The sequence below is a fragment of the Achromobacter sp. 2789STDY5608621 genome (assembly GCF_001299375.1).
Classification (GTDB): Bacteria; Pseudomonadota; Gammaproteobacteria; order Burkholderiales; family Burkholderiaceae_B; genus Achromobacter; species Achromobacter insuavis.
On the sequence record NZ_CYTU01000002.1, the window covers coordinates 244698 to 267205 of the forward strand.

General features: G+C 68.1%; 18 protein-coding genes. 15 read left to right on the forward strand and 3 right to left on the reverse strand.

Annotated features, from left to right (window positions below; genetic code table 11):
- The first annotated feature begins 107 nt into the window (after positions 1–107).
- The 10 genes from lpdA (at position 108) to AOZ53_RS03610 (ending at position 11539) form a co-directional block, all read left to right on the forward strand.
- Positions 108–1535 carry a dihydrolipoyl dehydrogenase gene (gene lpdA / locus AOZ53_RS03565; protein WP_054429522.1) on the forward strand — a complete coding sequence of 476 codons (1428 nt, stop codon included), beginning with the start codon at positions 108–110 and terminating at the stop codon, positions 1533–1535.
- 81 nt (positions 1536–1616) lie between these two features.
- Positions 1617–2708, forward strand: coding sequence for a cell division protein ZapE (gene zapE, locus AOZ53_RS03570; RefSeq protein WP_006393570.1), 1092 nt, complete (start codon positions 1617–1619; stop codon positions 2706–2708).
- Positions 2709–2828: 120 nt separating this feature from the next.
- Positions 2829–3362, forward strand: coding sequence for a sigma-70 family RNA polymerase sigma factor (locus AOZ53_RS03575; protein WP_054486866.1), 534 nt, complete (start codon positions 2829–2831; stop codon positions 3360–3362).
- On the forward strand, positions 3355–4311 hold the full coding sequence (locus AOZ53_RS03580) for a FecR domain-containing protein (protein ID WP_054486869.1): 957 nt from the start codon (positions 3355–3357) through the stop codon (positions 4309–4311). Before AOZ53_RS03575 ends, AOZ53_RS03580 begins: the two co-directional genes overlap by 8 nt.
- An 89-nt stretch (positions 4312–4400) precedes the next feature.
- Entirely contained in the window at positions 4401–6911 is a 2511-nt protein-coding gene (locus tag AOZ53_RS03585; RefSeq protein WP_054486871.1) for a TonB-dependent siderophore receptor, read from the forward strand.
- A gap of 150 nt (positions 6912–7061) precedes the next feature.
- Positions 7062–7694, forward strand: a complete 633-nt coding sequence (locus AOZ53_RS03590; RefSeq protein WP_054486873.1) for a DUF4198 domain-containing protein — start codon at positions 7062–7064, stop codon at positions 7692–7694.
- Positions 7695–7717: 23 nt separating this feature from the next.
- The gene (locus tag AOZ53_RS03595; RefSeq protein ID WP_006389389.1) at positions 7718–7999 is read left to right on the forward strand and encodes a DUF3649 domain-containing protein; all 282 of its coding nucleotides are present in this window, start codon (positions 7718–7720) and stop codon (positions 7997–7999) included.
- On the forward strand, positions 7996–9714 hold the full coding sequence (locus AOZ53_RS03600) for a PepSY-associated TM helix domain-containing protein (RefSeq protein WP_082385490.1): 1719 nt from the start codon (positions 7996–7998) through the stop codon (positions 9712–9714). The genes AOZ53_RS03595 and AOZ53_RS03600 overlap by 4 nt, the downstream gene beginning before the upstream one ends.
- Positions 9715–9720: 6 nt before the next feature.
- A complete protein-coding gene (locus AOZ53_RS03605) occupies positions 9721–10044 on the forward strand; it encodes a DUF3325 domain-containing protein (RefSeq protein ID WP_054429517.1) in 324 nt (107 codons plus the stop codon).
- A 142-nt stretch (positions 10045–10186) separates the two neighbouring features.
- The gene (locus tag AOZ53_RS03610) at positions 10187–11539 is read left to right on the forward strand and encodes a tryptophan--tRNA ligase (RefSeq protein ID WP_054486875.1); all 1353 of its coding nucleotides are present in this window, start codon (positions 10187–10189) and stop codon (positions 11537–11539) included.
- 97 nt (positions 11540–11636) lie between these two features.
- On the opposite strand, the gene AOZ53_RS03615 is transcribed toward AOZ53_RS03610, so the two are convergent.
- Both AOZ53_RS03615 and tex read right to left on the reverse strand, forming a co-directional pair.
- The gene (locus tag AOZ53_RS03615; RefSeq protein WP_054429515.1) at positions 11637–12140 is read right to left on the reverse strand and encodes a hypothetical protein; all 504 of its coding nucleotides are present in this window, start codon (positions 12138–12140) and stop codon (positions 11637–11639) included.
- 313 nt (positions 12141–12453) lie between these two features.
- Complete coding sequence (gene tex / locus AOZ53_RS03620) at positions 12454–14835, reverse strand: RNA-binding transcriptional accessory protein Tex (protein WP_054429514.1); 2382 nt, start codon at positions 14833–14835, stop codon at positions 12454–12456.
- A 229-nt stretch (positions 14836–15064) separates the two neighbouring features.
- Between tex and AOZ53_RS03625 the strand changes: the two genes are divergently transcribed.
- Positions 15065–17152, forward strand: a complete 2088-nt coding sequence (locus tag AOZ53_RS03625; protein WP_054429513.1) for an ATP-dependent DNA helicase — start codon at positions 15065–15067, stop codon at positions 17150–17152.
- A gap of 98 nt (positions 17153–17250) precedes the next feature.
- Here the strand turns inward: AOZ53_RS03625 and AOZ53_RS03630 are convergent, their stop codons facing one another.
- Positions 17251–18039 carry an outer membrane protein assembly factor BamD gene (locus AOZ53_RS03630; protein ID WP_006393582.1) on the reverse strand — a complete coding sequence of 263 codons (789 nt, stop codon included), beginning with the start codon at positions 18037–18039 and terminating at the stop codon, positions 17251–17253.
- Positions 18040–18146: 107 nt separating this feature from the next.
- Here AOZ53_RS03630 and AOZ53_RS03635 point away from each other — a divergent pair, with 107 nt between their 5' ends.
- The 4 genes from AOZ53_RS03635 to AOZ53_RS03650 all read left to right on the forward strand — a co-directional run bounded on the left by AOZ53_RS03635 (position 18147) and on the right by AOZ53_RS03650 (position 22478).
- A complete protein-coding gene (locus tag AOZ53_RS03635; protein WP_054429512.1) occupies positions 18147–19145 on the forward strand; it encodes an RluA family pseudouridine synthase in 999 nt (332 codons plus the stop codon).
- Positions 19133–19897 (forward strand): peptidoglycan editing factor PgeF, encoded by a 765-nt coding sequence (gene pgeF, locus AOZ53_RS03640; RefSeq protein WP_054486878.1) that lies wholly within the window; start codon positions 19133–19135, stop codon positions 19895–19897. The genes AOZ53_RS03635 and pgeF overlap by 13 nt, the downstream gene beginning before the upstream one ends.
- Positions 19898–20020: 123 nt before the next feature.
- On the forward strand, positions 20021–21658 hold the full coding sequence (gene phaC, locus AOZ53_RS03645) for a class I poly(R)-hydroxyalkanoic acid synthase (protein ID WP_054429510.1): 1638 nt from the start codon (positions 20021–20023) through the stop codon (positions 21656–21658).
- A gap of 82 nt (positions 21659–21740) precedes the next feature.
- Entirely contained in the window at positions 21741–22478 is a 738-nt protein-coding gene (locus AOZ53_RS03650; RefSeq protein ID WP_006393586.1) for a 3-ketoacyl-ACP reductase, read from the forward strand.
- Positions 22479–22508: the final 30 nt, after the last annotated feature.

Consider the following 22508-nt stretch of genomic DNA (forward strand, 5'->3'; position numbering starts at 1 on the left):
CGGCGGCGCCCGGCCGGCCCCTCGGGCCGGCGGCGCCCGGCCGGCCCCTCGGGCCGGCTCGCGCGGGCCGGGGCGAGTTTCACTCCCTCCTCATTCGCGAGAACACTATGTCCAAACAATTCGACGTCGTCGTCATCGGCGCGGGCCCCGGCGGCTACATCGCCGCCATCCGCGCTGCGCAGCTCGGCATGTCGGTGGCTTGCATCGACGCCTGGCAGAACGGCCAGGGCGGCCCGGCCCCCGGCGGCACCTGCACCAACGTTGGTTGCATCCCGTCCAAGGCGCTGCTGCAATCGTCCGAGCACTACGAGCAGGCCAACCACCACTTCGCCGAGCACGGCATCGAAGTCAAGGGCGTCAGCCTGAAGCTCGACACGCTGATCGGCCGCAAGAACTCGGTGGTCAAGCAGAACAACGACGGCATCCTGTACCTGTTCAAGAAGAACAAGGTCACCTTCTTCCATGGCAAGGGCGCGTTCGTCGGCCAGGTCGAGGGCGGCTGGGCCATCAAGGTCACCGGCACCGCCGAGGAAGACCTGGTTGCCAAGCACGTGGTGGTCGCCACCGGTTCGTCGGCGCGCGAGCTGCCCGGCCTGCCGTTCGATGAAAAGGTCGTACTGTCCAACGACGGCGCGCTGAACATCGGCGCCGTGCCGAAGTCGCTGGGCGTGATCGGCGCCGGCGTCATCGGTCTGGAAATGGGCAGCGTGTGGCGCCGCCTGGGTTCGGAAGTCACCATCCTGGAAGCGATGCCGGAATTCCTGGCCGCCGCCGACCAGCAAGTGGCCAAGGAAGCCCTGAAGGCCTTCACCAAGCAAGGCCTGAATATCCAGATGGGCGTCAAGATCGGCGAGATCAAGGCGACCGCCAAGTCGGTGACCGTGCCCTACGTCGACGCCAAGGGCGCCGAGCAGAAGCTGGTGGTCGACAAGCTGATCGTCTCGATCGGCCGCGTGCCCTACACCGGCGGCCTGAACGCCGACGCCGTGGGCCTGAAGCTCGACGAGCGCGGCTTCGTTGCCGTGGACGGCGATTGCAAGACCAATCTGCCCAACGTCTGGGCGGTGGGCGACGTGGTGCGCGGCCCGATGCTGGCGCACAAGGCCGAGGAAGAGGGCGTGGCGGTTGCCGAGCGCATCGCCGGCCAGCACGGCCACGTCAACTTCGACACCGTGCCGTGGGTCATCTACACCTCGCCGGAAATCGCCTGGGTCGGCAAGACCGAGCAGCAGCTCAAGGCCGAAGGCCGCGAGTACAAGGCCGGCAGCTTCCCGTTCCTGGCCAACGGCCGCGCCCGCGCGCTGGGTGACACCACCGGCTTCGCCAAGGTGATCGCCGATGCCAAGACCGACGAAGTCCTAGGCGTGCACATCGTGGGCCCGATGGCCTCGGAACTGATCTCGGAAGCCGTGACCATCATGGAATTCCGCGGCGCCGCCGAAGACATCGCCCGCATCTGCCATGCGCACCCGACGCTGTCGGAAGCCGTGAAGGAAGCCGCCCTGGCCGTCGACAAGCGCGCCTTGAACTTCTGATCCGGCACCGCGCTGCGGCTTAGCCAAAGGGGCGGGTTCTCGGACCCGCCCTTTTTTTCATTTGCCTGACCTGCCTTCCCCATGAACGTCCGCGAATACTACGAACAAGCCCTGGCCGAACGCGGCTACCAGCCCGACGCCGCCCAGAAAAAGGCGATCGACCGGCTGCAGCGCTATTACGACGAATGGGTCAAGTTCAAGGCGCTGCGCTCGAACGCGCTCAAGAAGCTATTGAACCGTCCCGACGTGCCGCGCGGCGTGTATCTGTGGGGCGGGGTGGGGCGCGGCAAGAGCTTCCTGATGGACGCGTTCTACGCCACCGTGCCGGTGGTGCGCAAGACGCGCCTGCACTTCCACGAATTCATGCGCGGCGTGCACCGCGAGCTGGAAGAGGTGAAGGGCATGCAGGACCCGCTGGACGAGGTCGCCAAGCGCGTCGCCAAGCGTTATCGCCTGATCTGTTTCGACGAGTTCCATGTGTCGGACGTGGCGGACGCGATGATCCTGCACCGTCTGCTGTTCAAGCTGTTCGAGTACGGCACCTCGTTCGTGATGACCTCCAACTACGAGCCGTCGACGCTGTATCCCGACGGCCTGCACCGCGACCGCGTGCTGCCGGCGATCGAGCTGATCCAGGCGCGCATGGACGTGATGAACGTGGATGCCGGCGTCGACTACCGCCGCCGTTCGCTCGAGCAGGTGCAGTGCTATCACTCGCCGCTCGATGAGCATGCGCAGCAGGCGCTGCAGCAGGCGTTCGACAGCCTGGCCGACACGCCGCCGCAGGAGCCGGTGCTGCACATCGAGCATCGCGAGATCCGCGCGCTGGCGCTGGCCGGTTCGGTGGTGTGGTTCGACTTCGCCACGCTGTGCGGCGGCCCGCGTTCGCAGAACGATTACCTGGAACTGGCCAACCGCTTCCACGCCGTGATCCTGTCCGGCGTGCCGCGCATGGGACCGCGGCAGGCCTCCGAGGCGCGCCGCTTCACCTGGCTGATCGACGTGTTCTACGACCACCGCGTCAAGCTGATCATGTCGGCCGAGTGCGAACCCGAGGAAATCTATACCGAGGGCGTGCTGGCCAATGAATTCCACCGCACGGTCTCGCGCATTCTCGAAATGCAGTCGCGCGAATACCTGGAATCCGAGCGCCGCCTGACCGTAACGTTGTAGTTATGCCGCAAGCGCCCGCCCCGTGGACGCGCGCGGGGCGGTTTGCGTGGTTAGCATTAGTAATGCAAGTCATTATCAATTAAGATCCGAAGACTTCAGGTCCCGTACCGCAGTCTTCAAGTGCCTTCCCCCTTCATTCCGTCTTCGGCCTCGTGCGCCGATGCGTCCGTCACGCCCGTCGATGGCCTGTACCGCGAGCATCGGCCATGGCTGTTCGGCTGGCTGCGCCGCAAGCTCGGCTGCGCGCACCGCGCCGAGGACCTGGCGCAGGACGTGTTCGTGCGCGTCATCCAGGGCCGCAAGGCGGTGCGCGCCGGCGATGCCCGCGCCCTGCTGACCACCATCGCCAAGGGCCTGGTGGTCGATCATCAGCGCCACGCGGCGTTGGAACACGCTTACCTGGCCTATCTGGCCGCGATGCCCGAGGCCTATGCGCCGTCGCCCGAAACGCAGGCCGAGCAGATGCAGGCCCTGATGCAGCTCGACCGGCTGCTCGACAGCCTGCCGCCCAAGGCGCGCTCGGCGTTCCTGTTGTCGCAGCTGGACGGCCTGACCTATCCCGAAATCGCGCAGCGGCTCGGCGTGTCGCTCAGTTCGGTGCAGCAGTACATGGTGCGCGCCATGTCCGCCTGCTATGCGGCGCTCTATGACTAGCGCCCTCGGCAGGCCGTCGGAATCCGTGGTGCGCGAGGCCATCGCCTGGTGGGCCCGTCTGCAATCCGGCCAGGCCGATGCGCACGACCGCGACGCCTGTGATGCCTGGCTGGCGCGGGATCCCCTGCACCGGCAGGCCTGGGAGCGGCTGGAAATGATCGGCCGCGATGCGCGCCGCGTTCCCGCGGCATTGGCGCATGCGGCGCTGGACGCGCCGGGGCCGGCCGGCCGCCGCCGGGCCTTGCGCGCCATGCTGACGCTTGCGGGCGTCGGCGTTGCGGGATGGGCCGGATACCGGCACACGCCGTGGCAACGCCTGGCGGCGGACCTGAGCACCGGCGTCGGCGAACGGCGCACGGTCGCCGTGGCCGATGGCCTGCTCATCACCTTGAACAGCGATAGCGCGCTGCGCTTGCGGCTCGACGGCGGCGCGCGCGGCGTCGATCTGCTGCGCGGCGAGATCCTGGTCAACGCGCAAGCGCGGCCGGGCGCGACCGCGCTGCGGGTGGATACGGGCTACGGCGTGCTGTTGGCCGAGAACGCGCGCTTTGACGTGCGGCGCACGGATGACGGCGCGCGGCTGGGGGTCTACCAGGGCAGCGTCGCGCTGCTGCGCGACGGGCGGCAGGCCCAGGCCGAGGCGGGCGAGCGCCTGACCTATGGCGCGCAGGGCGCCGTCGAGCGGCATGCCGCGGATCCGGACCGCCTGGCCTGGGTCGACGGCCTGGTGGTGGCCAAGGACTGGCGCCTGGATTACTTCGCCCAATACCTGGCGCGCCAGCGGATCGGCGTGATCCGGGTGGACCCGGCGGTGGCCGGGCTGCGGCTGTCGGGCGTCTTTCCGCTGGACGACGCCGAACGCGCGCTCAGGGCGCTGGAGCCGGCGCTGCCCATCGTGGTGACGCGGCATACGCAGTATTGGCTGCAGGTCGGTCCACGCGCGGCCTGATCGTTACAATTTTCTCGCTCGACGCATTGCAGGTTTTTGTTCCCGGTACGGAAAGGCAGAGATAGAGACCTACGTACAGGGAGTTTTTCGTGTCCGCTTCATCCTGCCCGCGCCCGCGCGCGACCTTGACCGCCGGCCGCCTGGCCGTGCTTGCCGCGACCTGCGCCGGCGCCTGGCTGGCCGCCGCGCCTGCCGCCTGGGCGCAAGCCTCGCCCGCCGCGGCCCAGGCCCCGCGCACCTACCAGATCGCCGCCGGTCCGCTCGGCGATGCGTTGACCCAGTTCGCGCGCAGTGCGGGCGTGGTGCTGTCGTTCGACCCGGCCCAGGTGCGCGGCCTGCGCTCCGACGGCCTGGACGGCGCCTATTCGGTGGGCGCGGGCTTTGCCCGCATCCTGGCGGGCAGCGGCCTGCAGGCGCGCGCCCAGTCCGGCAACACCTGGACGCTGGTGGTGGCCCCGGCCGCGCAGGCGGGTGATACGCATACGCTGGCGCCAGTCACGGTGTCGGGCAATTCCCTCAGCGCGCTGGCGCCGACCGTGGGCTATGTGGCCGGCGCCAGCGTCAGCGCCACCAAGACCGACACCCCGCTGATCGAGACGCCGCAATCGGTGTCCGTGGTCACGCGCGAGCAGATCGCGGAGCAGGGCGCGCAGACGCTGAACCAGGTGCTGCGCTATACGCCCGGCGTGGCGACCGAAACGCGCGGCGCCACCGCCACGCGGCTGGACCAGTTCAGCGTGCGCGGTTTCTCCGCGTCGACCTACCTGGACGGCTTGCGCGTGTTTGGCGGGCGCGATGCCCTGCCGCAGGTGGATGCCTACCGCCTGGAGCGCGTGGACGTGCTGAAAGGGCCGGCCTCGGTGATGTATGGGCAGGGCGGCCCCGGCGGGGTGGTCAACCAGGTCAGCAAGCGGCCGCTGGAAGAAGCGCTGCATGAAGTCGAGCTGCAGGTCGGCAACTACGACTACCGGCGCGCCAATTTCGATTTCGGCGGCCCGCTCGATACGGACGGCAAGTACCTGTACCGCCTGGTGGGATCGGGCTACATGTCCGACGGCCAGATCGACCACACCAAGGAGCGCCGCTATTTCGTCTCGCCGGCCTTCACCTGGAAGCCCAGCGGCGACACCTCGCTGACCGTGCTGACGAATTTCCAGCGCGATCCCGACATGGGTTCCTACGGCGCCGTGCCGCCGATGCGCTCGCTGCTGTCGGCGCCGGACGGCATCCGCCTGTCTCCGAGCTACTACGACGGCGACGCCAACTTCGAGAAAAGCGACCGCAAGAGCTATTCGCTCGGCTATGTGCTGGACCACCGCTTCAGCGACAGCCTGAAGGCGACGCAGAGCCTGCGCTGGACCCATTCCGACGCCAAGTACCGCAGCATCTACGGCGCGTCCAGCCGCTTCTACGGCTACACCGACAGCCGCTACCTGTATCAGCAGCGCGCCGCGATCGCGACCGACGTCGAGGTCGGCGCGCTGACCATCGACAACAACCTGCAGGCGCGTTTCAACACCGGCGCCTTCGGCCACACGGTGCTGCTGGGCTTCGACTACCAGCACGTCAAGACCGACACGCTGTCGGGCTTCGGCAGCGCGCCCGCGCTGAACGTGATGAACCCGGACAACCACCAGAACATCCCGGTGCCGCCGTTCTCGACCGACGCCACCACCACGCAGTACCAGACCGGCCTGTACTTCCAGGACCAGATCAAGATCGATCGCCTCTCGGTGCTGCTGGGCGGACGCTACGACTGGTCGCGCAACGTCGGTGAAAGCACCGCCATCGCCACCGGCCGCACCACGCCCTCGTCGCTGCGGGCCGAGGCCTTCACCGGCCGTTTCGGCGTGATCTATAACTTCGACAACGGCGTGGCGCCGTACTTCAGCTATTCCGAATCGTTCGAGCCGCAATCGGGCACCGGCTGGAACAACGCGCCGTTCAAGCCGATCGAGGGCAACCAGTACGAGGTCGGCATCAAGTACCAGCCGCCGGGCAGCGCGACGCTGCTGTCGGTGGCCGCGTTCGACATCCGCCGCGAGAACATGCTGACCACCGATCCGGACCCGGCGCACCTGTGCGGCACGTCGAACGCGCGCTGCCAGATCCAGTCGGGAGAACTGCGCACGCAGGGCATCGAGCTGGAAGCCAAGACCGAGCCGCTGCGCGGCCTGACGCTGATGGCGGGCTATTCGTTGCTGGACAACGCCTATTCCAAGGCCAATCCCGGTACGACCGGTCTGAATCTCAAGGGCAAGGCGCCGGTGGGCGTGCCGTCGCAGCAGGCCTCGGCCTGGGCCCGCTACCAGTTGCAGGGCGGTCCGCTGGCCGGCCTGGGCGTGGGCGGCGGCGTGCGCTACATCGGATCGTCGTATGGCGACGAGGCCAACACCATGAAGGTGCCGTCGGTCACGCTGTTCGACCTGATGCTGGACTACGACCTGGGCCGCGTGTCGCCATCGCTCAAGGGCATGCAGGTGGCGCTGAACGTGCAGAATCTGTTCGACAAGGAATACATCGCCTCGTGCTCGGGCGATTCCTGGTGCTGGTACGGCTACCAGCGCTCGATCAAGGCCAGCCTGCGTTATCGCTGGTAGGCCAGATGGCCCGTCCACGGCCCGGCCGTGGACGGGCGCGCGCGCAGATCCTCACATCGTAGTGAGAATGGTTATAATTCAGACCCTTGCCGATAAGGCGGCCGCCGCGGGGGCGGTTCCGGACCGGCATTCATAACAGGAAGATCGACAATGAAATTCGCAAGGACTTTGGCAGCCATTGCGCTGCTGGGCAGCGCCGGCGCGGCGCAGGCGCACTTCGTCTGGCTCGAGCGGGCCGACCAGGGCCCGGCAAAGGCGTACTTCGGCGAATGGGCGGACAACCTGCGTGAAAAGCGCGACGGCCTCCTGGGCAAGGTCCTGGTGGCGCCGGTGGTGACCGGCGCCGACGGCAAGGCGCTCAAGGCGTCGGCCGAGGGCGCGGATTTCGTCGAGTTCGCCGCCGCCGGCAAGGGCGACGTGCGCCTGTCGCAGCCGATCCAGTTCAAGGACACGCTGATGCAGTACGGCGCCAAGGCCGGCCGCGAAGACACCCAGGGCAAGCTCGACCTGGAACTGGTGCCGGCCGCCGCGGGCAGCAATACCTTCGTGCTGCAGTTCAAGGGCAAGCCGCTCGCCAAGACCGAAGTCACCGTGTTCGGCCCGCCGAAGTGGGAAAAGCGTTTCCACAGCGACGAGAACGGCCGCATTGAGATCACCACGCCGTGGCCGGGCCAGTACGTGCTGGAAGCCGCCCACGTCGAGGACAAGGCCGGCGAGGCCGACGGCAAGGCCTACGCCAAGATCCGCTACGTTTCCACCCTGACCTTCAACGTGACCAAGTGAAAGCTCCCGCAGCCGGCGCAGGCATGATGCGCTACCGTCTTGCCGTGGCCTCGCGGGCCCTGGCCGCCATCCTCGGCGGCTACGGCCTGGCCTCGGCGGCCGCGGCCTGCCTGGCCGTCTGGCTGCCCATGCAGCGCGCCGACGCCGTGGTCACGGCGCAGATGTCGGCCTTCGTGGTCTACACCTGTGGCGTCATCTGGGTGTTCGCCACCCGCAACGCCTGGCGCGCCTGGGCTGGCATCCTGCTGCCGGCGGCGCTGTTCGGCGGCCTGTTCCTGATCGGCCGCATGGTGGGGGGCGCATGAAACCCGCTAACGGAAAAGCGCAAGGCGAAGAGGGCCTGCGCCAATCCATGTCGTGGCTGCACACCTGGTCGGGGTTGATCTTCGGCTGGGTGCTGTTCGCGATGTTCCTGACCGGCACGCTGTCGTTCTTCCGCCCCGAGATCACTCGCTGGATGCAGCCCGAGATCCAGGTGCAGGCCGCGCCCACGCTCGAGTCCGTGGCCATGGCGCAGCGCTACCTGACCGAGCACGCGCCCGACGCCAAGCGCTGGTTCATCACGCCGCCTTCCAACCGCGAACCGGAAATATCGCTGCTGTACCAGGTGCCCAAGCCCAAGCCGGGCGAGCGCGGCTTCGTGCGCGCCAAGCTCGATCCGCGGACCGGCCAGGCCGTCCAAGGGCGCGAGACGCGCGGCGGCGACTTCTTCTATCGCTTCCATTTCGAACTCGAGACCGCGTTCCCGTGGGGGCGCTGGCTCGCCAGCATCGCCGGCATGTTCATGCTGGTGGCCATCATCAGCGGCATCATCACGCACAAGAAGATCTTCGCCGACTTCTTCACCTTCCGTCCGAAGAAGGGCGGGCAGCGGGCCTGGATGGACGGCCACAACGCGCTGTCGGTGCTGGGCTTGCCGTTCCATCTGATGATCACCTTCAGCGGCCTGGTGCTGTTCATGGCCATGCTGATGCCGGCCGGCATCATGGCGGTCTATGAAAACCCGCGCCAGTATTCGGATGACGTGTTCGCGGCGTTCAAGGTCACGCCGCCGCGCAACGAACCCGCGCCTCTCGTTGCCCTGGCGCCGCTGGTGGACCAGGTGCAGCAGCGCTGGCATGGCCGCGTGGGCCGCGTCACGGTCAACAACCCCGGCGATGCCGGCGCCACCGTCACCGTGACGCGCGATGCGGCCGATGGCGTGTCCTATGGCCGGCTCGCGCCCTATGCGCGCTTCGATGGCGTCACCGGCGCGTTCCAGGAAGGGCAGGACGAACTGAGCCCGACCGTGCGCACCGCCGGCGTGGTGGTCGGCCTGCACCTGGGCCTGTTCGCCGAGCCGCTGCTGCGCTGGTTCTATTTCCTGGTCAGCCTGGCGGGCACCGGCATGGTCGGTTCCGGCCTGGTGCTGTGGATCGCCAAGCGCCGCCAGAAAGCGCGCCCCGGCGCCCGCGAGGCCTTCTCGTTGCGCCTGGTGGACGGCCTGAACGCCGGCACCATCGCCGGCCTGTTCATCGCGGTCGCCGCGTTCTTCTGGACCAACCGCCTGGTGCCGGCCGACCTGCCGGGCCGCCAGTTGTGGGAAGTGCGCGCGTTCTTCGCCGCCTGGGGCCTGTCGCTGGTGTATGCGTTCCTGTTCCAGAAGCGCAAGTGGGTGGACCTGCTGACGCTGGCCGCCGCTTCGCTGGCGCTGGTGCCGGTGGTCAATGCCCTGACCACCTCGCGCCACCTCGGCGTGTCGTTGCCGGCGGGCGACTGGGTCATGGCGGGATTCGACCTGACCTGCCTGGCCGGCGCGCTGCTGCTGGGCTGGATGGCGCGCAAGGCCGCCCGCGCGCGCAAGGCGCCGGCCAAGGGCGCGGCCAAGGCGCCTGCCCGGGCCGCCGCGCCTGCCGCGACGTCCAGGCCCGCCACGGCCGCCGCGCCTGCCGCGCCCGTCCAGGCTCGCACCCGCCCCGCCGCCACGTCCGAACTGACGCCCTCGCATTCCCCTTCCGAAGCCGCCTATGAACCGAGGTGATACGCCATGACGCTCGCCGCCTTCTGCCTTGCCTACGCGGGATTCTCCGCCCTGTGCCTAGGCATGGATCGTCACTACGAGGATCTGTTCGACCGCGCCTTGCCGCGCCGCCACCGCGTGCCGCTGCGCACCTTCGGCTGGCTGGCGCTGGCATTGTCGCTGTGCGCCTCGGCCGCGGTCTGGGGCTGGAGCTACGGCACCGTTGAATGGATCGGCATCCTCAGCATCGCCGGCCTGCTGCTGATCTGGTTCCTGACCTTCCGCCCGCGCGCGGCGCTGACCGCCGGCGGGCTGTGCGCGCTGGCCGCGCCGCTGCTGGCCGTCCTGTAGCCGCGGCGTTGCCCTGACGCCCCGTGGGCGTCGAACCCGGCCGGGAAGGGCCGCCGCCGCGCCCGGGCGATCCCATGCCATCCAGGCGCCGCGCGCGGCACGTTACACTGGGTGTTTCACCAAGCAAACGCCCGCATCGTCCATGAACACCCGCGTCCTCACTGGCATCACCACCTCCGGAACCCCCCACCTCGGCAACTACGCTGGCGCGATCCGCCCGGCGGTCCAGGCGAGCACGCAACCGGGCGTCGACGCGTTTTTCTTCCTGGCCGACTACCACGCGCTGATCAAGTGCGACGATCCGGCCCGCGTGGCCCGCTCGCGGCTTGAAATCGCCGCCACCTGGCTGGCGGTCGGGCTCGATCCCGAGCGCGTGACCTTCTACCGTCAATCGGACATCCCCGAGATCCCGGAACTGAGCTGGCTGCTGACCTGCGTCACGGCCAAGGGCCTGATGAACCGCGCGCACGCGTACAAGGCCTCGGTCGACCAGAACGTGGCCAAGGGCGTGGATCCCGATGATGGCGTGACCATGGGCCTGTTCTCGTATCCGGTGCTGATGGCCGCGGACATCGTCATGTTCAACGCCAACAAGGTGCCGGTGGGCCGCGACCAGATCCAGCACCTGGAAATGGCGCGCGACATCGCCCAGCGCTTCAACCACCTGTACGGCCGTGAATACTTCACGCTGCCCGAGGTCGCCATCGAAGAAGACGTGGCCACCTTGCCGGGCCTGGACGGCCGCAAGATGTCCAAGAGCTACAACAACACCATCCCGCTGTTCGAGGGCGGCGCCAAGGCGCTGCGCGCCTCGATCATGCGCATCGTCACCGACTCGCGCGAACCGGGCGAACCCAAGGACGCCGAAGGCTCGCACCTGTACACCATCTACCGTGCCTTCGCCACGCACGAACAGGCCGTGGCCTTCCGCAAGCAGCTCGAGGAGGGCCTGGGCTGGGGCGAAGCCAAGCAGGCGCTCTACGATCACCTGGAGAACCTGCTGGCGCCGATGCGCGAGCGCTACTTCGACCTGATGGCCAACCCCGGCCGCATCGAGGACGTGCTGCAGGCCGGCGCCGTCAAGGCGCGCAAGCTGGCGGTGCCGATGATGCGCGAGCTGCGCGAGGCCGTCGGCCTGCGCAACCTGAACGCGCAGGCGCCGGGCAAGGACGCGCCGGCCAAGAAGGAAAAGGGCAAGGGCGCGCGTTTCGTCAGCTTCCGCGACGAGGATGGCGGCTTCCGCTTCCGTTTCCTGGCCGCCGATGGCGAGGAACTGCTGCTGTCGCAGCGCTTTGCCGATCCCAAGGAAGCCGGCGCGCTGATGCGCCGCCTGCAGGCGGAATCGCCCGAGACCCTGCTGCAAGCCACGGCCGAGGGCCTGGCGGCGGTGCTGGACGGCGCCACCGTGGCGACGGCGCCCGCCGGCGCCCAGGGCGACGTCCAGGCGCAACTGGCGAAGGCGCGCGACGCGCTGCGCTCGATGGCGCAGGAATAACGCCGCGCGGGCGCAGGACAAGGGCGGCGCCATCGCGCCGCCCTTGTCGTTTGTATCCGCAAGGAAAGGCCGCCGTGCCGCGCGCCGGGCGCCGTGCCTAGCGGCCGTTGGCGGAAACGATGCGGCCGTCGCGCACCTGGAATCGTTGCGCGCTGCCCTGGCCGGCGATTTCCAGCATGTCGCCTTCCGAATAACCCGTCACGGTGGGACAGTCGAGCCATTCCGGGTTGATGAACGGGAAGTACTTGAGCGTGCCGCTGCCCTGGCTGACGAAATCGAACGTGGTGTTGGCCACGACTTCCGGATCCCATTGGCTGGCGTCGAAGGTCAGCGCACAGCCGGCGCCGATGCGGTAGATGATGCTGGCACCCATGCTGGCGAAACCCAGCGCGCCGACGTGCAGCTGCGCGCCATTGCACAGCTCGATGACGCGGCTGCCCAGGCGTTCCAGGGTGATGTGCTTGAAGGTGACTTCGGCGCCGTCCACGGTCAGGTGGGCATATTGGCCAAGGGTGACTTCGTTGTAGGCGCCGCTCAGGCTGGCTTCTTTCTCGGTGATGATTGCCGTTTCGTTGGCGGCAAGCGTAATCGTGTTGCGCATGGCGGGACGGATCTCCGGTCTCTCAGGTATGGCGCTGTTTTTCTTGTGCTTCGACCCGATAGACGCTTGCGCCGCAGCTCGCCTGATCATGGGTTTGCTTCCGCCGGGTGAGCCCGATCCGCCGGCTTATTATTATTTGGACACAATTCGATATTTTCCCTTATTTTTGTTGCGCCCGGCTTGAGGCAACGCAAGGAAGGGGAAGCTTTGAGGGAAAGTCCTTAGTTGAATGACAACCGGCGCCTGAGCGCCGGTTGGGGGACTTCCGGATGCCGCCTGGCCGGCTCCCGCGGGAGCGGCCAGGGGAGGGGGATCAACGCTTGAGCTTGGCGAACGCGTCGGCCATGGCGCTGTTCATCGCGCCGCTGCCGCCGCCGGCGTTGCCGCGGCCACTGTCGCCTTGCGGGCGGCGGCCGCCACGATCGCCGCCCTTGGGGGCGTCGGCGCCGCGCCGGGCCGGCACGGCGGCGTCGTTCATGCGCATGGTCAGGGCCACGCGCTTGCGCGCCACGTCCACTTCCAGCACCTTCACGCTGACCGTCTGGCCCACGCGCACCACGTCGCGCGGATCCTTCACGAACTTCTCGGCCAGCGCCGAGATGTGGACCAGGCCGTCCTGGTGCACGCCGATGTCGACGAACGCGCCGAAGTTGGCGACGTTGGTCACGACGCCTTCGAGCACCATGCCGGGATACAGGTCATTGAGGGTCTCGACGCCTTCCTTGAACTGCGCGGTCTTGAACTCGGGACGCGGATCGCGGCCGGGCTTTTCCAGTTCGGCGAAGATGTCGCGCACCGTCGGCAGGCCGAAACGCTCGTCCGTGAAATCAGACGGCGACACCCCCTTGAGCGCGTCGCGCTGGCCGATGATCTGCTTCACCTCGGCCTTGATCTTGGCCACGATGCGCTCGACCACCGGATAGGCTTCCGGGTGCACCGACGAGGCGTCCAGCGGATTGTCGCCGTTGGGGATGCGCAGGAAGCCGGCGGCCTGTTCGAAGGCCTTGTCGCCGAAGCGCGGCACCTTGCGCAGCAGTTCGCGGGTGGGGAAGGCGCCGTTCTCGTCGCGCCAGGCCACGATGTTCTTGGCCAGCAGCGAGTTCAGGCCCGACACGCGCGCCAGCAGCGCGGCGGAGGCGGTGTTGACGTCGACCCCCACGGCGTTCACGCAATCCTCGACCACGGCGTCCAGCGAACGCGCCAGCTCGCGCTGGTTGACGTCGTGCTGGTACTGGCCGACGCCGATGGCCTTGGGATCGATCTTGACCAGTTCGGCCAGCGGATCCTGCAGGCGGCGCGCGATCGACACGGCGCCACGCAGCGTCACGTCGAGGTCGGGGAATTCGAGCGCGGCGGTTTCCGATGCCGAGTACACCGAGGCGCCGGCCTCGGATACGACCACGCGCGTCACCTTCAGGTCGGGAAAACGCTCCTGCATGTCGCCCACCAGCTTCTCGCTTTCGCGCGAGGCGGTGCCGTTGCCGATGGCGATCAGGTCGACCTTGTGGCGCGCGACCAGCGCGGCCAGCGTATTGATGGTGCCGTCGCGGTCACGGCGCGGCTCGAACGGGTAGACGGTGGAGGTATCGACGACCTTGCCGGTGCGGTCGATCACGGCCACCTTGCAGCCCGTGCGGATGCCGGGGTCCAGGCCCAGCACGGCCTTGGGGCCGGCCGGCGCGGCCAGCAGCAGGTCCTTCAGGTTGGCGGCGAACACGCGGATGGCTTCGGCCTCGGCGGTCTCGCGCAGGCGGCCGACCAGTTCGCTTTCGAACGCCGTCACCAGCTTGACGCGCCAGGTCCAGCGGCACACTTCGCCCAGCCAGCGCGCGCGCGGCGAGGCGTCCAGCGCGAACAGGCCGTTGCCGAGCTTGAGGAAGCCGGCGATGCGCGCCACGCAGGGGTGCGGCAGCTGCGCTTCGAGCTCGGTTTCCAGACCCAGGCGGATTTCCAGCACGCCTTGCTGGCGGCCGCGCAGCAGCGCCAGGATGCGGTGCGAAGGCAGCGTGCGCAGCGGCTCGTTGAAGTCGAACCAGTCGCGGAAGTTGGCGCCTTCGGTTTCCTTGCCCTCGACCATCTTGGAATACAGGTAGCCGGTGGACCAGAGATGCTCGCGCATGTCGGCCAGCAGGTCCGCGTTTTCGGCGTAGCGCTCGGCCAGGATGTCGCGGGCGCCGTCCAGCGCCGCCTTGGCGTCGTTGATCGAGGCTTCGGGATTCAGGTATTGCGCGGCCAGCGCGGCCGGATCGCAGGCCGGGTCGGCCAGGATGGCGTCTGCCAGCGGCTCCAGGCCGGCCTCGCGGGCGATCTGGGCGCGCGTGCGGCGCTTGGGCTTGTACGGCGCGTACAAGTCTTCCAGGCGCTGCTTGGTGTCGGCGCTGGCGATTTCCTGCTGCAGTTCGGACGTCAGCTTGCCTTGCTGCGAGATCGATTCGAGGATCGCGCCGCGGCGCTCTTCGAGCTCGCGCAGGTAGCCCAGGCGCACTTCCAGGTTGCGCAGGACGGTGTCGTCCAGGCCGCCGGTGGCTTCCTTGCGGTAGCGCGCGATGAAGGGCACGGTGGCGCCATCGTCCAGCAGTTCGACCGCGGAGGCGATCTGGGAGGCGCGTGCGCCGAGCTCGGTGGCGAGCTGGGCAACGATACGGGCATTGTCGACGCCGGCGGCGACGTTCGTGATAACGGAAGTTTCAGACATCTCGATACGACGGCAAAAAAGGAAAAACAAGGGGCGGATTGTGCCATAAGCCGTTGTTACAGAACGTGCCAGGCGGGACACATCCGTCCCCACGGGATGCGGCGTTTGCGACGCGATCGGCGGAAAAGAGCGGCGCCAGCGGGTATCATTTGGTCCTTTCCCACCCTATTCAGGGCCAGGCGTCCCGACCGTCGATCCGCGCGGTCGACCGCGATGCCTGGCTGTTTCAATGCTGGACCTGGACATCTCCGAATTCTTCGCCGAGGACGGCCCGCTCGCGTCGGCCATGCCCGGCTACAAGCCGCGCCCGTCCCAGGTGGAACTGGCGCAGGCCATAGGCGAGGCCATCCAGGACCGCGCCACGCTGGTGGCCGAGGCCGGCACCGGCATCGGCAAGACCTGGGCCTACCTTGTACCCGCCTTCATCCAGGGCGGCAAGGTGCTGATTTCCACTGGCACGCGCACCCTGCAGGACCAACTGTTCACCCGCGACCTGCCGCGCGTGCGCGCCGCGCTGGCCGCGCCGGTCACCGCCGCGCTGCTCAAGGGCCGCGGCAACTATGTCTGCCATTACCACCTGGAACGGCTGCAGGGCGACGAACGCGCGCTGAAGTCGCGCACCGAAATCCAGCAGTTGCGCCAGATCCAGGTGTTCGCAGGCATTTCCAAGACCGGCGACCGCGGCGACCTGGCGCAAGTGCCCGAAGACGCCGATATCTGGCAGCGCGTCACCTCGACCCGCGAGAACTGCCTGGGCCAGGAGTGCCCGCGCATCCGCGACTGCTTCGTGGTGAAGGCCCGCCGTCAGGCCCAGGAGGCCGACGTGGTGGTGGTCAACCACGCCCTGTTCATGGCCGACCTGGTGCTGCGCGAAGAGGGCGTCACCGACCTGCTGCCCGAAGCCGACACCGTTATCTTCGACGAAGCGCACCAGTTGCCCGACACGGCCACCCGCTTTCTCGGCAGCAGCGTGTCGACCCACCAACTGCTGGACTTCGGCCGCGCGCTCGAGGCCGCCGGCCTGGCCTATGCGCGCGAAGCCACCAAATGGAGCGACGTCGCGCGCCACCTGGAAACGGCCACGCGCGAATTGCGCCTGGTCTGTGCGCCGCTCGAGCGGCTGCCGGGGCGCAAGGCCACGTTCGAGGCCATTCCCAATGCCGACGAGTTCGATGCCGCGCTGGCGGTGTTGCGCGAGGCGGTGGACATCGCCACCAACGCGCTGGGCTCGGTCGCCGAACGCCATCCCGACCTGGTGGCCGCCGCCCGCAGCGGCGCCGAGATCGCCGTGCGCCTCAAGCGCTGGGCCACGCCGGGCCGCGACGGCGCCGGCTTCGACGACGAAGGCTGGGGCCGCGACGACCAGGCGCCCGCGCCGGCGCCGCAATCGGCGTTGGGCGATGGCCTGTCCACGCCCGCCGCGATTCTCGAAGGCGCAGCCGCGGCGGTGGAATGGACCGGCCCGGCGGTGCGCTGGGTCGAGCATGGCCAGCATCACGTACGGCTGCATTCCGCGCCGCTGTCCGTGGCGCAGGCGTTCTCCAAATACCGCAAGCCGGGCCAGGCCTGGATCATGACCTCGGCCACGCTGTCGGTGAACGGCGAGTTCACCCATTTCACCGGCCAGCTGGGGCTGGATCGCGCCCGCACCGGCAAGTGGGAATCACCCTTCGACTACCCTGAGCAGGCGTTGCTGTTCGTGCCGCGCGGCATGCCCGAGCCGCAATCGCCGCAGTTCCTGGACCGCTTCGTGCAGACGCTGCTGCCGCTGCTGGAAGCCAGCCCGGGCGGCACGCTGGTGTTGTGCACCACGCTGCGCGCCGTGGACAAGGTCGCCAACCTGCTGGCCGACGCTTTCGACGACGCCGGCCACGACTGGCCGCTGCTCAAGCAGGGCGAGGGCACGCGCCGCGACCTGCTGGACCGCTTCTGCAAGCTGACGCACCCGGTGCTGGTGGGCAGCGCCAGTTTCTGGGAGGGCATCGACCTGCCCGGCGACGTGCTGACGCTGGTGGCGATCGACAAGCTGCCGTTCGCGCCGCCGGACGATCCGGTGATCGAGGCGCGGCTGCGGGCCTGTCGCGCCCACGGCGGCAATCCGTTCTCGGAATACCAGCTGCCCGAGGCCGCGATCTCGCTCAAGCAGGGCGCCGGCCGCCTGATCCGCACGGAATCGGACTGGGGCGTGCTGATGGTGGGCGATGCCCGCCTGGTCGAGAAGCCCTACGGCAAGCGCCTCTGGCGTGGCCTGCCGCCGTTCGCGCGGACGCGCGAACTGGAAGAGGTGCTGGCCTTCTACCGCCGCAAGCAGGAATAGGGCGGCGGGCAGCACGTCCTCAAAAATAGGACGCCAGGACGACAGAGCAAAAAAAAGCCCCTCGAGAGATCGAGGGGCTTTTCCCATGCGGGCGGTGTTCAGTTGAACGGATTCCACCAGCTCTTGTCGGCCTTCAGGCCCTTGTCCTTGAACGAGCTGTTGGGGAAGTTCTTGTCGAACACGCGTTGCGAGTCGTTCTTCAGCTCGGTCATGCCGAGCTTGTCGTAGGACTGCACCATCAGGTAGAGCGCCTCTTCGGTGGCGGGGGCGCCCTCGAAGTCGGTGATGACGGTCTGCGCGCGGTTGGCGGCGGCGATGTAGGCGCCGCGCTCGTAGTAGTAGCGGGCCACGTGCACTTCGTTCATGGCGATGGTGTTGACCAGCCAGGCGACGCGCTTGATGGCATCCGGGGTGTACTTGCTGTCCGGGTAGCGCTTGATCAGGTCGTTGAACGCGTCATAGGACGCGCGCAGGCCCTTGGGGTCGCGCTCGGCCGGATCCTGGCCGGTGATGTTGCTCATGAACGCGCTGGCCGGCGTGAAATTGATCAGGCCCTTCAGGTACAGCGCGTAGTCGGTGCCGGGATGGTTGGGGTAGAGCTGCTGGAATCGGTCGATCGCGGCCAGCGCCTGTTCGTTTTCGCCGTCCTTCCAGTTGACGTAGGCCAGTTCCAGCAGGGCCTGCTGGGCGTAGACGCCGAAGGGATAGCGGCTCTCGATGGCGGTCAGGCGCTCGCGCGCTTCTTTCCAGCCACCCGAGGAGATTTCGGCCTTGGCGTCGGCGTAGAGCTGTTCGGCGCTCCAGTTGGTGGTCTTGTCGTACTTGCTGTTGGTCGAACCGCAACCGGCGATCGCGATGACGGCAAATAGCGCGATAACCACGCGCAAAACCGACCCGCTTCGGGAGGCGGGGTTCAAGGGAGCTGCGGAGTGGTGAATCACGAGAATCGTATCCTTGGTGTTAGCATGGCAGGCTGATTATATGATTTGTCTCCATGTCTGATACAGCCATCAGCGCAGATCTCGTTTCCGACGATGAACTCCTGAGCCTTCCCGGCGAAAACCCGCGCGGCGAACCGCAATTTGTAACGGTGCCCGCGGGCACTCGCGCCGACCGGCTGGACAAGGTGCTGGCCGGTCTGTTGACGGATCATTCCCGCAGCCGGCTGCAAGGTTGGATCGAGGCCGGCAACGTCCACGTCAACGGCGCGCCCGGCAAGATCCGCCAGACGGTGGGGCCGGGCGACGAACTCACGGTCTGGGCCCAACCGGCGCCCGAAACCCTGGCTTTCGCCCCCGAACCGATCGATTTCCCCGTGGTCGACGAAAGCGCCGACTGGATCGTGGTGAACAAGCCCGCCGGCCTGGTGGTGCATCCCGGCGCCGGCAACTGGAGCGGCACGCTGCTCAACGGCCTGCTGCACCGCTACCCCGAACTGGCGCAGGTGGCCCGCGCCGGCATCGTTCACCGGCTGGACAAGGACACCTCCGGACTGATGGTGGTGGCGCGCAATGAAATCGCGCAGACCCACCTGGTGCGCCAGTTGCAGGCGCGCAGCATGGGGCGTGAATACGTCGCCCTGGCGCATGGCTGGCTGGCCGCCGCCGGCAAGGTCGACCGCCCGATCGGCCGCGATCCGCGCGTGCCGGTGCGCATGAGCGTCGAGCGGCCGGTGGCGCCCAAACCCGCCATCACCCACTACGCCCCCGCGCGCCGCGGCCAGGTCGATCCCGGCGGCCGCGTCACCGAGGTTGTCTGCCGCCTGGAAACCGGCCGCACCCACCAGATCCGGGTGCATCTGGCCAGCCTCGGCCATCCGCTGCTGGCCGACACGATCTACGGCGGCAAGAACATCGCGGGCGCGCAGCGGCAGATGCTGCACGCCCGCGCCCTGCATTTCGACGATCCGGGCGGGCGCGGCGAGGTCCAGTTCGCCGCCCCGATGCCGGCCGACATGACCCTGGTTCAGGAAGCGATCGCATGGAACGCGTGATGGAAGGCTTGCCCGTGGTGACCGGCCCCGCCTGGGCCGGCGTCAACTATTTCTGCACCACCCGCGCCGGCGGCGTGGGCGTGGCGCCGCATGACACCCTCAACCTGGGCCGCCGCGCTGGCGACGATCCCGACACCGTGGCCGAGAACCGCCGCCGCCTGCGCGCGGCGCTGCCGGCCGAGCCGTTGTGGCTGCGCCAGGTGCACGGCAGCGATGTGATCGACGCCGACGCCGCCGACCTGCCCGACGAGCCGGCGCTGGACGCCAGCGTCACCGCCCAGCCGGGCCGCGTGCTGGCCGTGATGGTGGCGGACTGCCTGCCGGTGGTCATCGCCGATGCCGATGGCCGCGTCCTGGGCGCGGCCCATGCCGGCTGGCGCGGCCTGTCCGGCGGCGTGCTGGAAAACACCCTGGCCGCCATGCGCGCCAAGGCGCCGGGCGCAACCGCCTGGCGCGCCTGGGTCGGCCCCGGCATCGGGCCGGACGCCTTCGAGGTCGGCCGCGACGTGCTGGACGCCTTCATGGCGGACGATCCCGCCGCCGAGCGCTATTTCCGGCCGCGTCCCGGCGTGCCGGGCAAATGGCTGGCCGACCTGGCCGGCCTGGCCGAATTCCGCCTGCGCCGGGCCGGCGTGCAGGACGTCACCCTGAGCGGCCTGTGCACCGTGGCGGACGCCGGGCGCTTCTTTTCCTACCGCCGCGACAGCGAGACCGGCAGGATGGCTTTGCTGGCCTGGCTCGATCCGGACTGATCCAGCGCAAAGCGGCCGCACGCGCGGGCGGCTAGCCTTGCTGGCCTCATTGAATACCCGCATTGACAGCGCTGAACCCGACATGCAACATCAATCGGGAAGTCTCGATAACAAGGTGTCGAAGTGAATGCCAATCTCTCCGCCTCAGGGCCCCTTCCGGTGAGCGTGGCTCCGGACGTCCTGGCCGATATCCAGGCTGAATTCTCGCGCGAATGGCAGCGGCTGTGCGACGACGCCCGTCGCGGCGCGCTGACTCCGCTGGCCGACCGGCGCTTCGCCGGCGAGGCCTGGGCCGCCAATGGCCAGCATCTGCTGATGGCCCATACCTACCTGCTGTCGGCCCGCGCCATGTCGCGCATGGTCGACGCCGCCCAGGTCAGCGAACCGATGCGCGACCGGCTGCGGTTCTCGATCATGCAGTGGGTCGACGCGTTGTCGCCGTCGAACTTCCTGGCCCTCAATCCCGATGCCCAGCAATCCATCGTCGAAAGCGCCGGCCGCGCCCTGAACGAGGGCCTGGCCAATCTGCTGGGCGACGTCAAGAAAGGCCGCATCACCCAGACCGACGAGGCCCAGTTCGAGATCGGCCGCAACGTCGCGGTGACGCCCGGCGAGGTGGTGTTCGAGAATCCGCTGTTCCAGCTGATCCAGTACGCGCCGACCACGGCCACGGTGCACGAGGTGCCGCTGGTGATCGTGCCGCCGAACATCAACAAGTTCTATATCCTCGATCTCCAGCCCGACAACTCGTTCGTGCGCCACGCGGTCGAGCAGGGCTTCACCGTTTTCCTGATCTCCTGGCGCAATCCGCTGGCCAGCGACACCGACGGTGTCGACCGCGCCACCTGGTCCGACTATCTCGATGACGCGGTGCTGCAGGCGCTGCGCGTGGCCAGCGACATCACGCGCCAGCCGCAGGTCAATGCCCTCGGTTTCTGCGTCGGCGGCACCATGCTGGCCTCGGCGCTGGCGCTGGCCGAGGCGCGCGGCGAACATCCGGTCGCGGCGCTGACGCTGCTGACCTCGCTGCTCGATTTCCACGACACCGGCATCCTGAGCGTCTTCGTCGACGAGGCCCACGCCTTGCTGCGCGACCATCAACTGGGCGCCGGCGGGCTGATGCCGGGGCGCGACCTGGCCACTACATTCTCGTTCCTGCGGCCCAACGAGCTGGTCTGGAACTACGTCGTCGGCAACTACCTCAAGGGCCAGAAGCCGCCGGCCTTCGACCTGCTGTTCTGGAACGGCGACAGCACCAACCTGCCGGGTCCGTTCTTTTCCTGGTACTTCCGCAACACGTATCTCGAGAACAATCTCAAGGTGCCGGGTCGCGCCCAGGCCGCCGGCCTGCCGCTGGACCTGACGCGCCTGTCGATGCCGGCGTATATTTTCGGTTCGCGCGAAGATCACATCGTGCCGTGGGTCTCGGCCTACGCCTCGACCCAGGTGTTGCGCGGTCCGCAGCGTTTCGTGCTGGGCGCGTCGGGCCATATCGCGGGGGTGGTCAATCCGCCGGCCAAGAAGCGCCGCAGCTACTGGGTGGCCGAAGGCGCCGGCGCCGAGGGCCGGCCGCTGCCGGGCGATCCCAACGCCTGGCTGGCGCAGGCGCAGGAAAAGCCGGGCAGCTGGTGGCCCGACTGGGCCAGCTGGCTGGCCGGGCATTCCGGCAAGCAGGTCAAGGCTCGTGCAAAATCAGGTAACGCCAGATACCGGCCGATCGAGCCGGCGCCTGGCAGGTATGTGAAGGTCAGGGCCGCCTGAAGCCGCGCTTGCGGTGGGCCCCAGGCCAATAAGAAGTAGAAGTCAATCAACGAGGCGTCCGTCGCACACAGGAGGAAGTCCAATGAGCGGAAAACTGGCTTACGTTACAGGCGGGATGGGCGGGATCGGCACCTCTATTTGCCAACGCTTGGCCAAAGAGGGCTTTCGCGTCGTGGCAGGCTGCGGCCCGAGCCGCAATTACCAGCAATGGCTGGATGAGCAGGCGGCGCAGGGATATACCTTCCATGCTTCCGTCGGCAATGTGTCCGACTGGGATTCCACCGTCGCCGCTTTCGAGCGGATCACGGCGGAACTCGGCCAGGTCGATGTGCTGGTCAACAACGCGGGCATCACCCGCGACGGCCTGTTCCGGAAGATGACCGCCGACGATTGGCGCGCGGTCATCGACACCAACCTGAACAGCCTCTTCAACGTGACCAAGCAGGTCATCGACGGCATGGTCGAGCGCCAGTGGGGGCGCATCATCAACATCAGCTCGGTGAACGGCCAGAAGGGCCAGTTCGGCCAGACCAACTACTCCACGGCCAAGGCCGGCATCCATGGTTTCACCATGGCGCTGGCCCAGGAAGTCGCGAGCAAGGGCGTCACCGTCAACACCATCTCGCCCGGCTACATCGGGACCGACATGGTGCGCGCCATCCGGCCCGACGTGCTCGAGAAGATCGTCGCCACCATCCCGGTGCGCCGCCTCGGCACGCCCGAGGAAATCGCGTCGATGACGGCATGGTTGGCTTCCGACGAGTCCGGCTTTTCCACCGGCGCGGACTTCTCGCTCAACGGCGGCCTGCACATGGGCTGACCCATCGCGGTTCGCCCGCGGGGCGGCCTT

What these genes read in the sequence shown, in the direction of transcription:
- lpdA (WP_054429522.1), top strand. Translation starts at nt 108, where the DNA reads ATGTCCAAACAATTCGACGTCGTCGTCATCGGCGCGGGCCCCGGCGGC.
- zapE (WP_006393570.1), top strand. Translation starts at nt 1,617, where the DNA reads ATGAACGTCCGCGAATACTACGAACAAGCCCTGGCCGAACGCGGCTAC.
- AOZ53_RS03580 (WP_054486869.1), top strand. Translation starts at nt 3,355, where the DNA reads ATGACTAGCGCCCTCGGCAGGCCGTCGGAATCCGTGGTGCGCGAGGCC.
- AOZ53_RS03590 (WP_054486873.1), top strand. Translation starts at nt 7,062, where the DNA reads ATGAAATTCGCAAGGACTTTGGCAGCCATTGCGCTGCTGGGCAGCGCC.
- AOZ53_RS03595 (WP_006389389.1), top strand. Translation starts at nt 7,718, where the DNA reads ATGATGCGCTACCGTCTTGCCGTGGCCTCGCGGGCCCTGGCCGCCATC.
- AOZ53_RS03600 (WP_082385490.1), top strand. Translation starts at nt 7,996, where the DNA reads ATGAAACCCGCTAACGGAAAAGCGCAAGGCGAAGAGGGCCTGCGCCAA.
- AOZ53_RS03605 (WP_054429517.1), top strand. Translation starts at nt 9,721, where the DNA reads ATGACGCTCGCCGCCTTCTGCCTTGCCTACGCGGGATTCTCCGCCCTG.
- AOZ53_RS03610 (WP_054486875.1), top strand. Translation starts at nt 10,187, where the DNA reads ATGAACACCCGCGTCCTCACTGGCATCACCACCTCCGGAACCCCCCAC.
- AOZ53_RS03615 (WP_054429515.1), bottom strand. Translation starts at nt 12,140, where the DNA reads ATGCGCAACACGATTACGCTTGCCGCCAACGAAACGGCAATCATCACC.
- tex (WP_054429514.1), bottom strand. Translation starts at nt 14,835, where the DNA reads ATGTCTGAAACTTCCGTTATCACGAACGTCGCCGCCGGCGTCGACAAT.
- AOZ53_RS03625 (WP_054429513.1), top strand. Translation starts at nt 15,065, where the DNA reads ATGCTGGACCTGGACATCTCCGAATTCTTCGCCGAGGACGGCCCGCTC.
- AOZ53_RS03635 (WP_054429512.1), top strand. Translation starts at nt 18,147, where the DNA reads ATGTCTGATACAGCCATCAGCGCAGATCTCGTTTCCGACGATGAACTC.
- pgeF (WP_054486878.1), top strand. Translation starts at nt 19,133, where the DNA reads ATGGAACGCGTGATGGAAGGCTTGCCCGTGGTGACCGGCCCCGCCTGG.
- AOZ53_RS03650 (WP_006393586.1), top strand. Translation starts at nt 21,741, where the DNA reads ATGAGCGGAAAACTGGCTTACGTTACAGGCGGGATGGGCGGGATCGGC.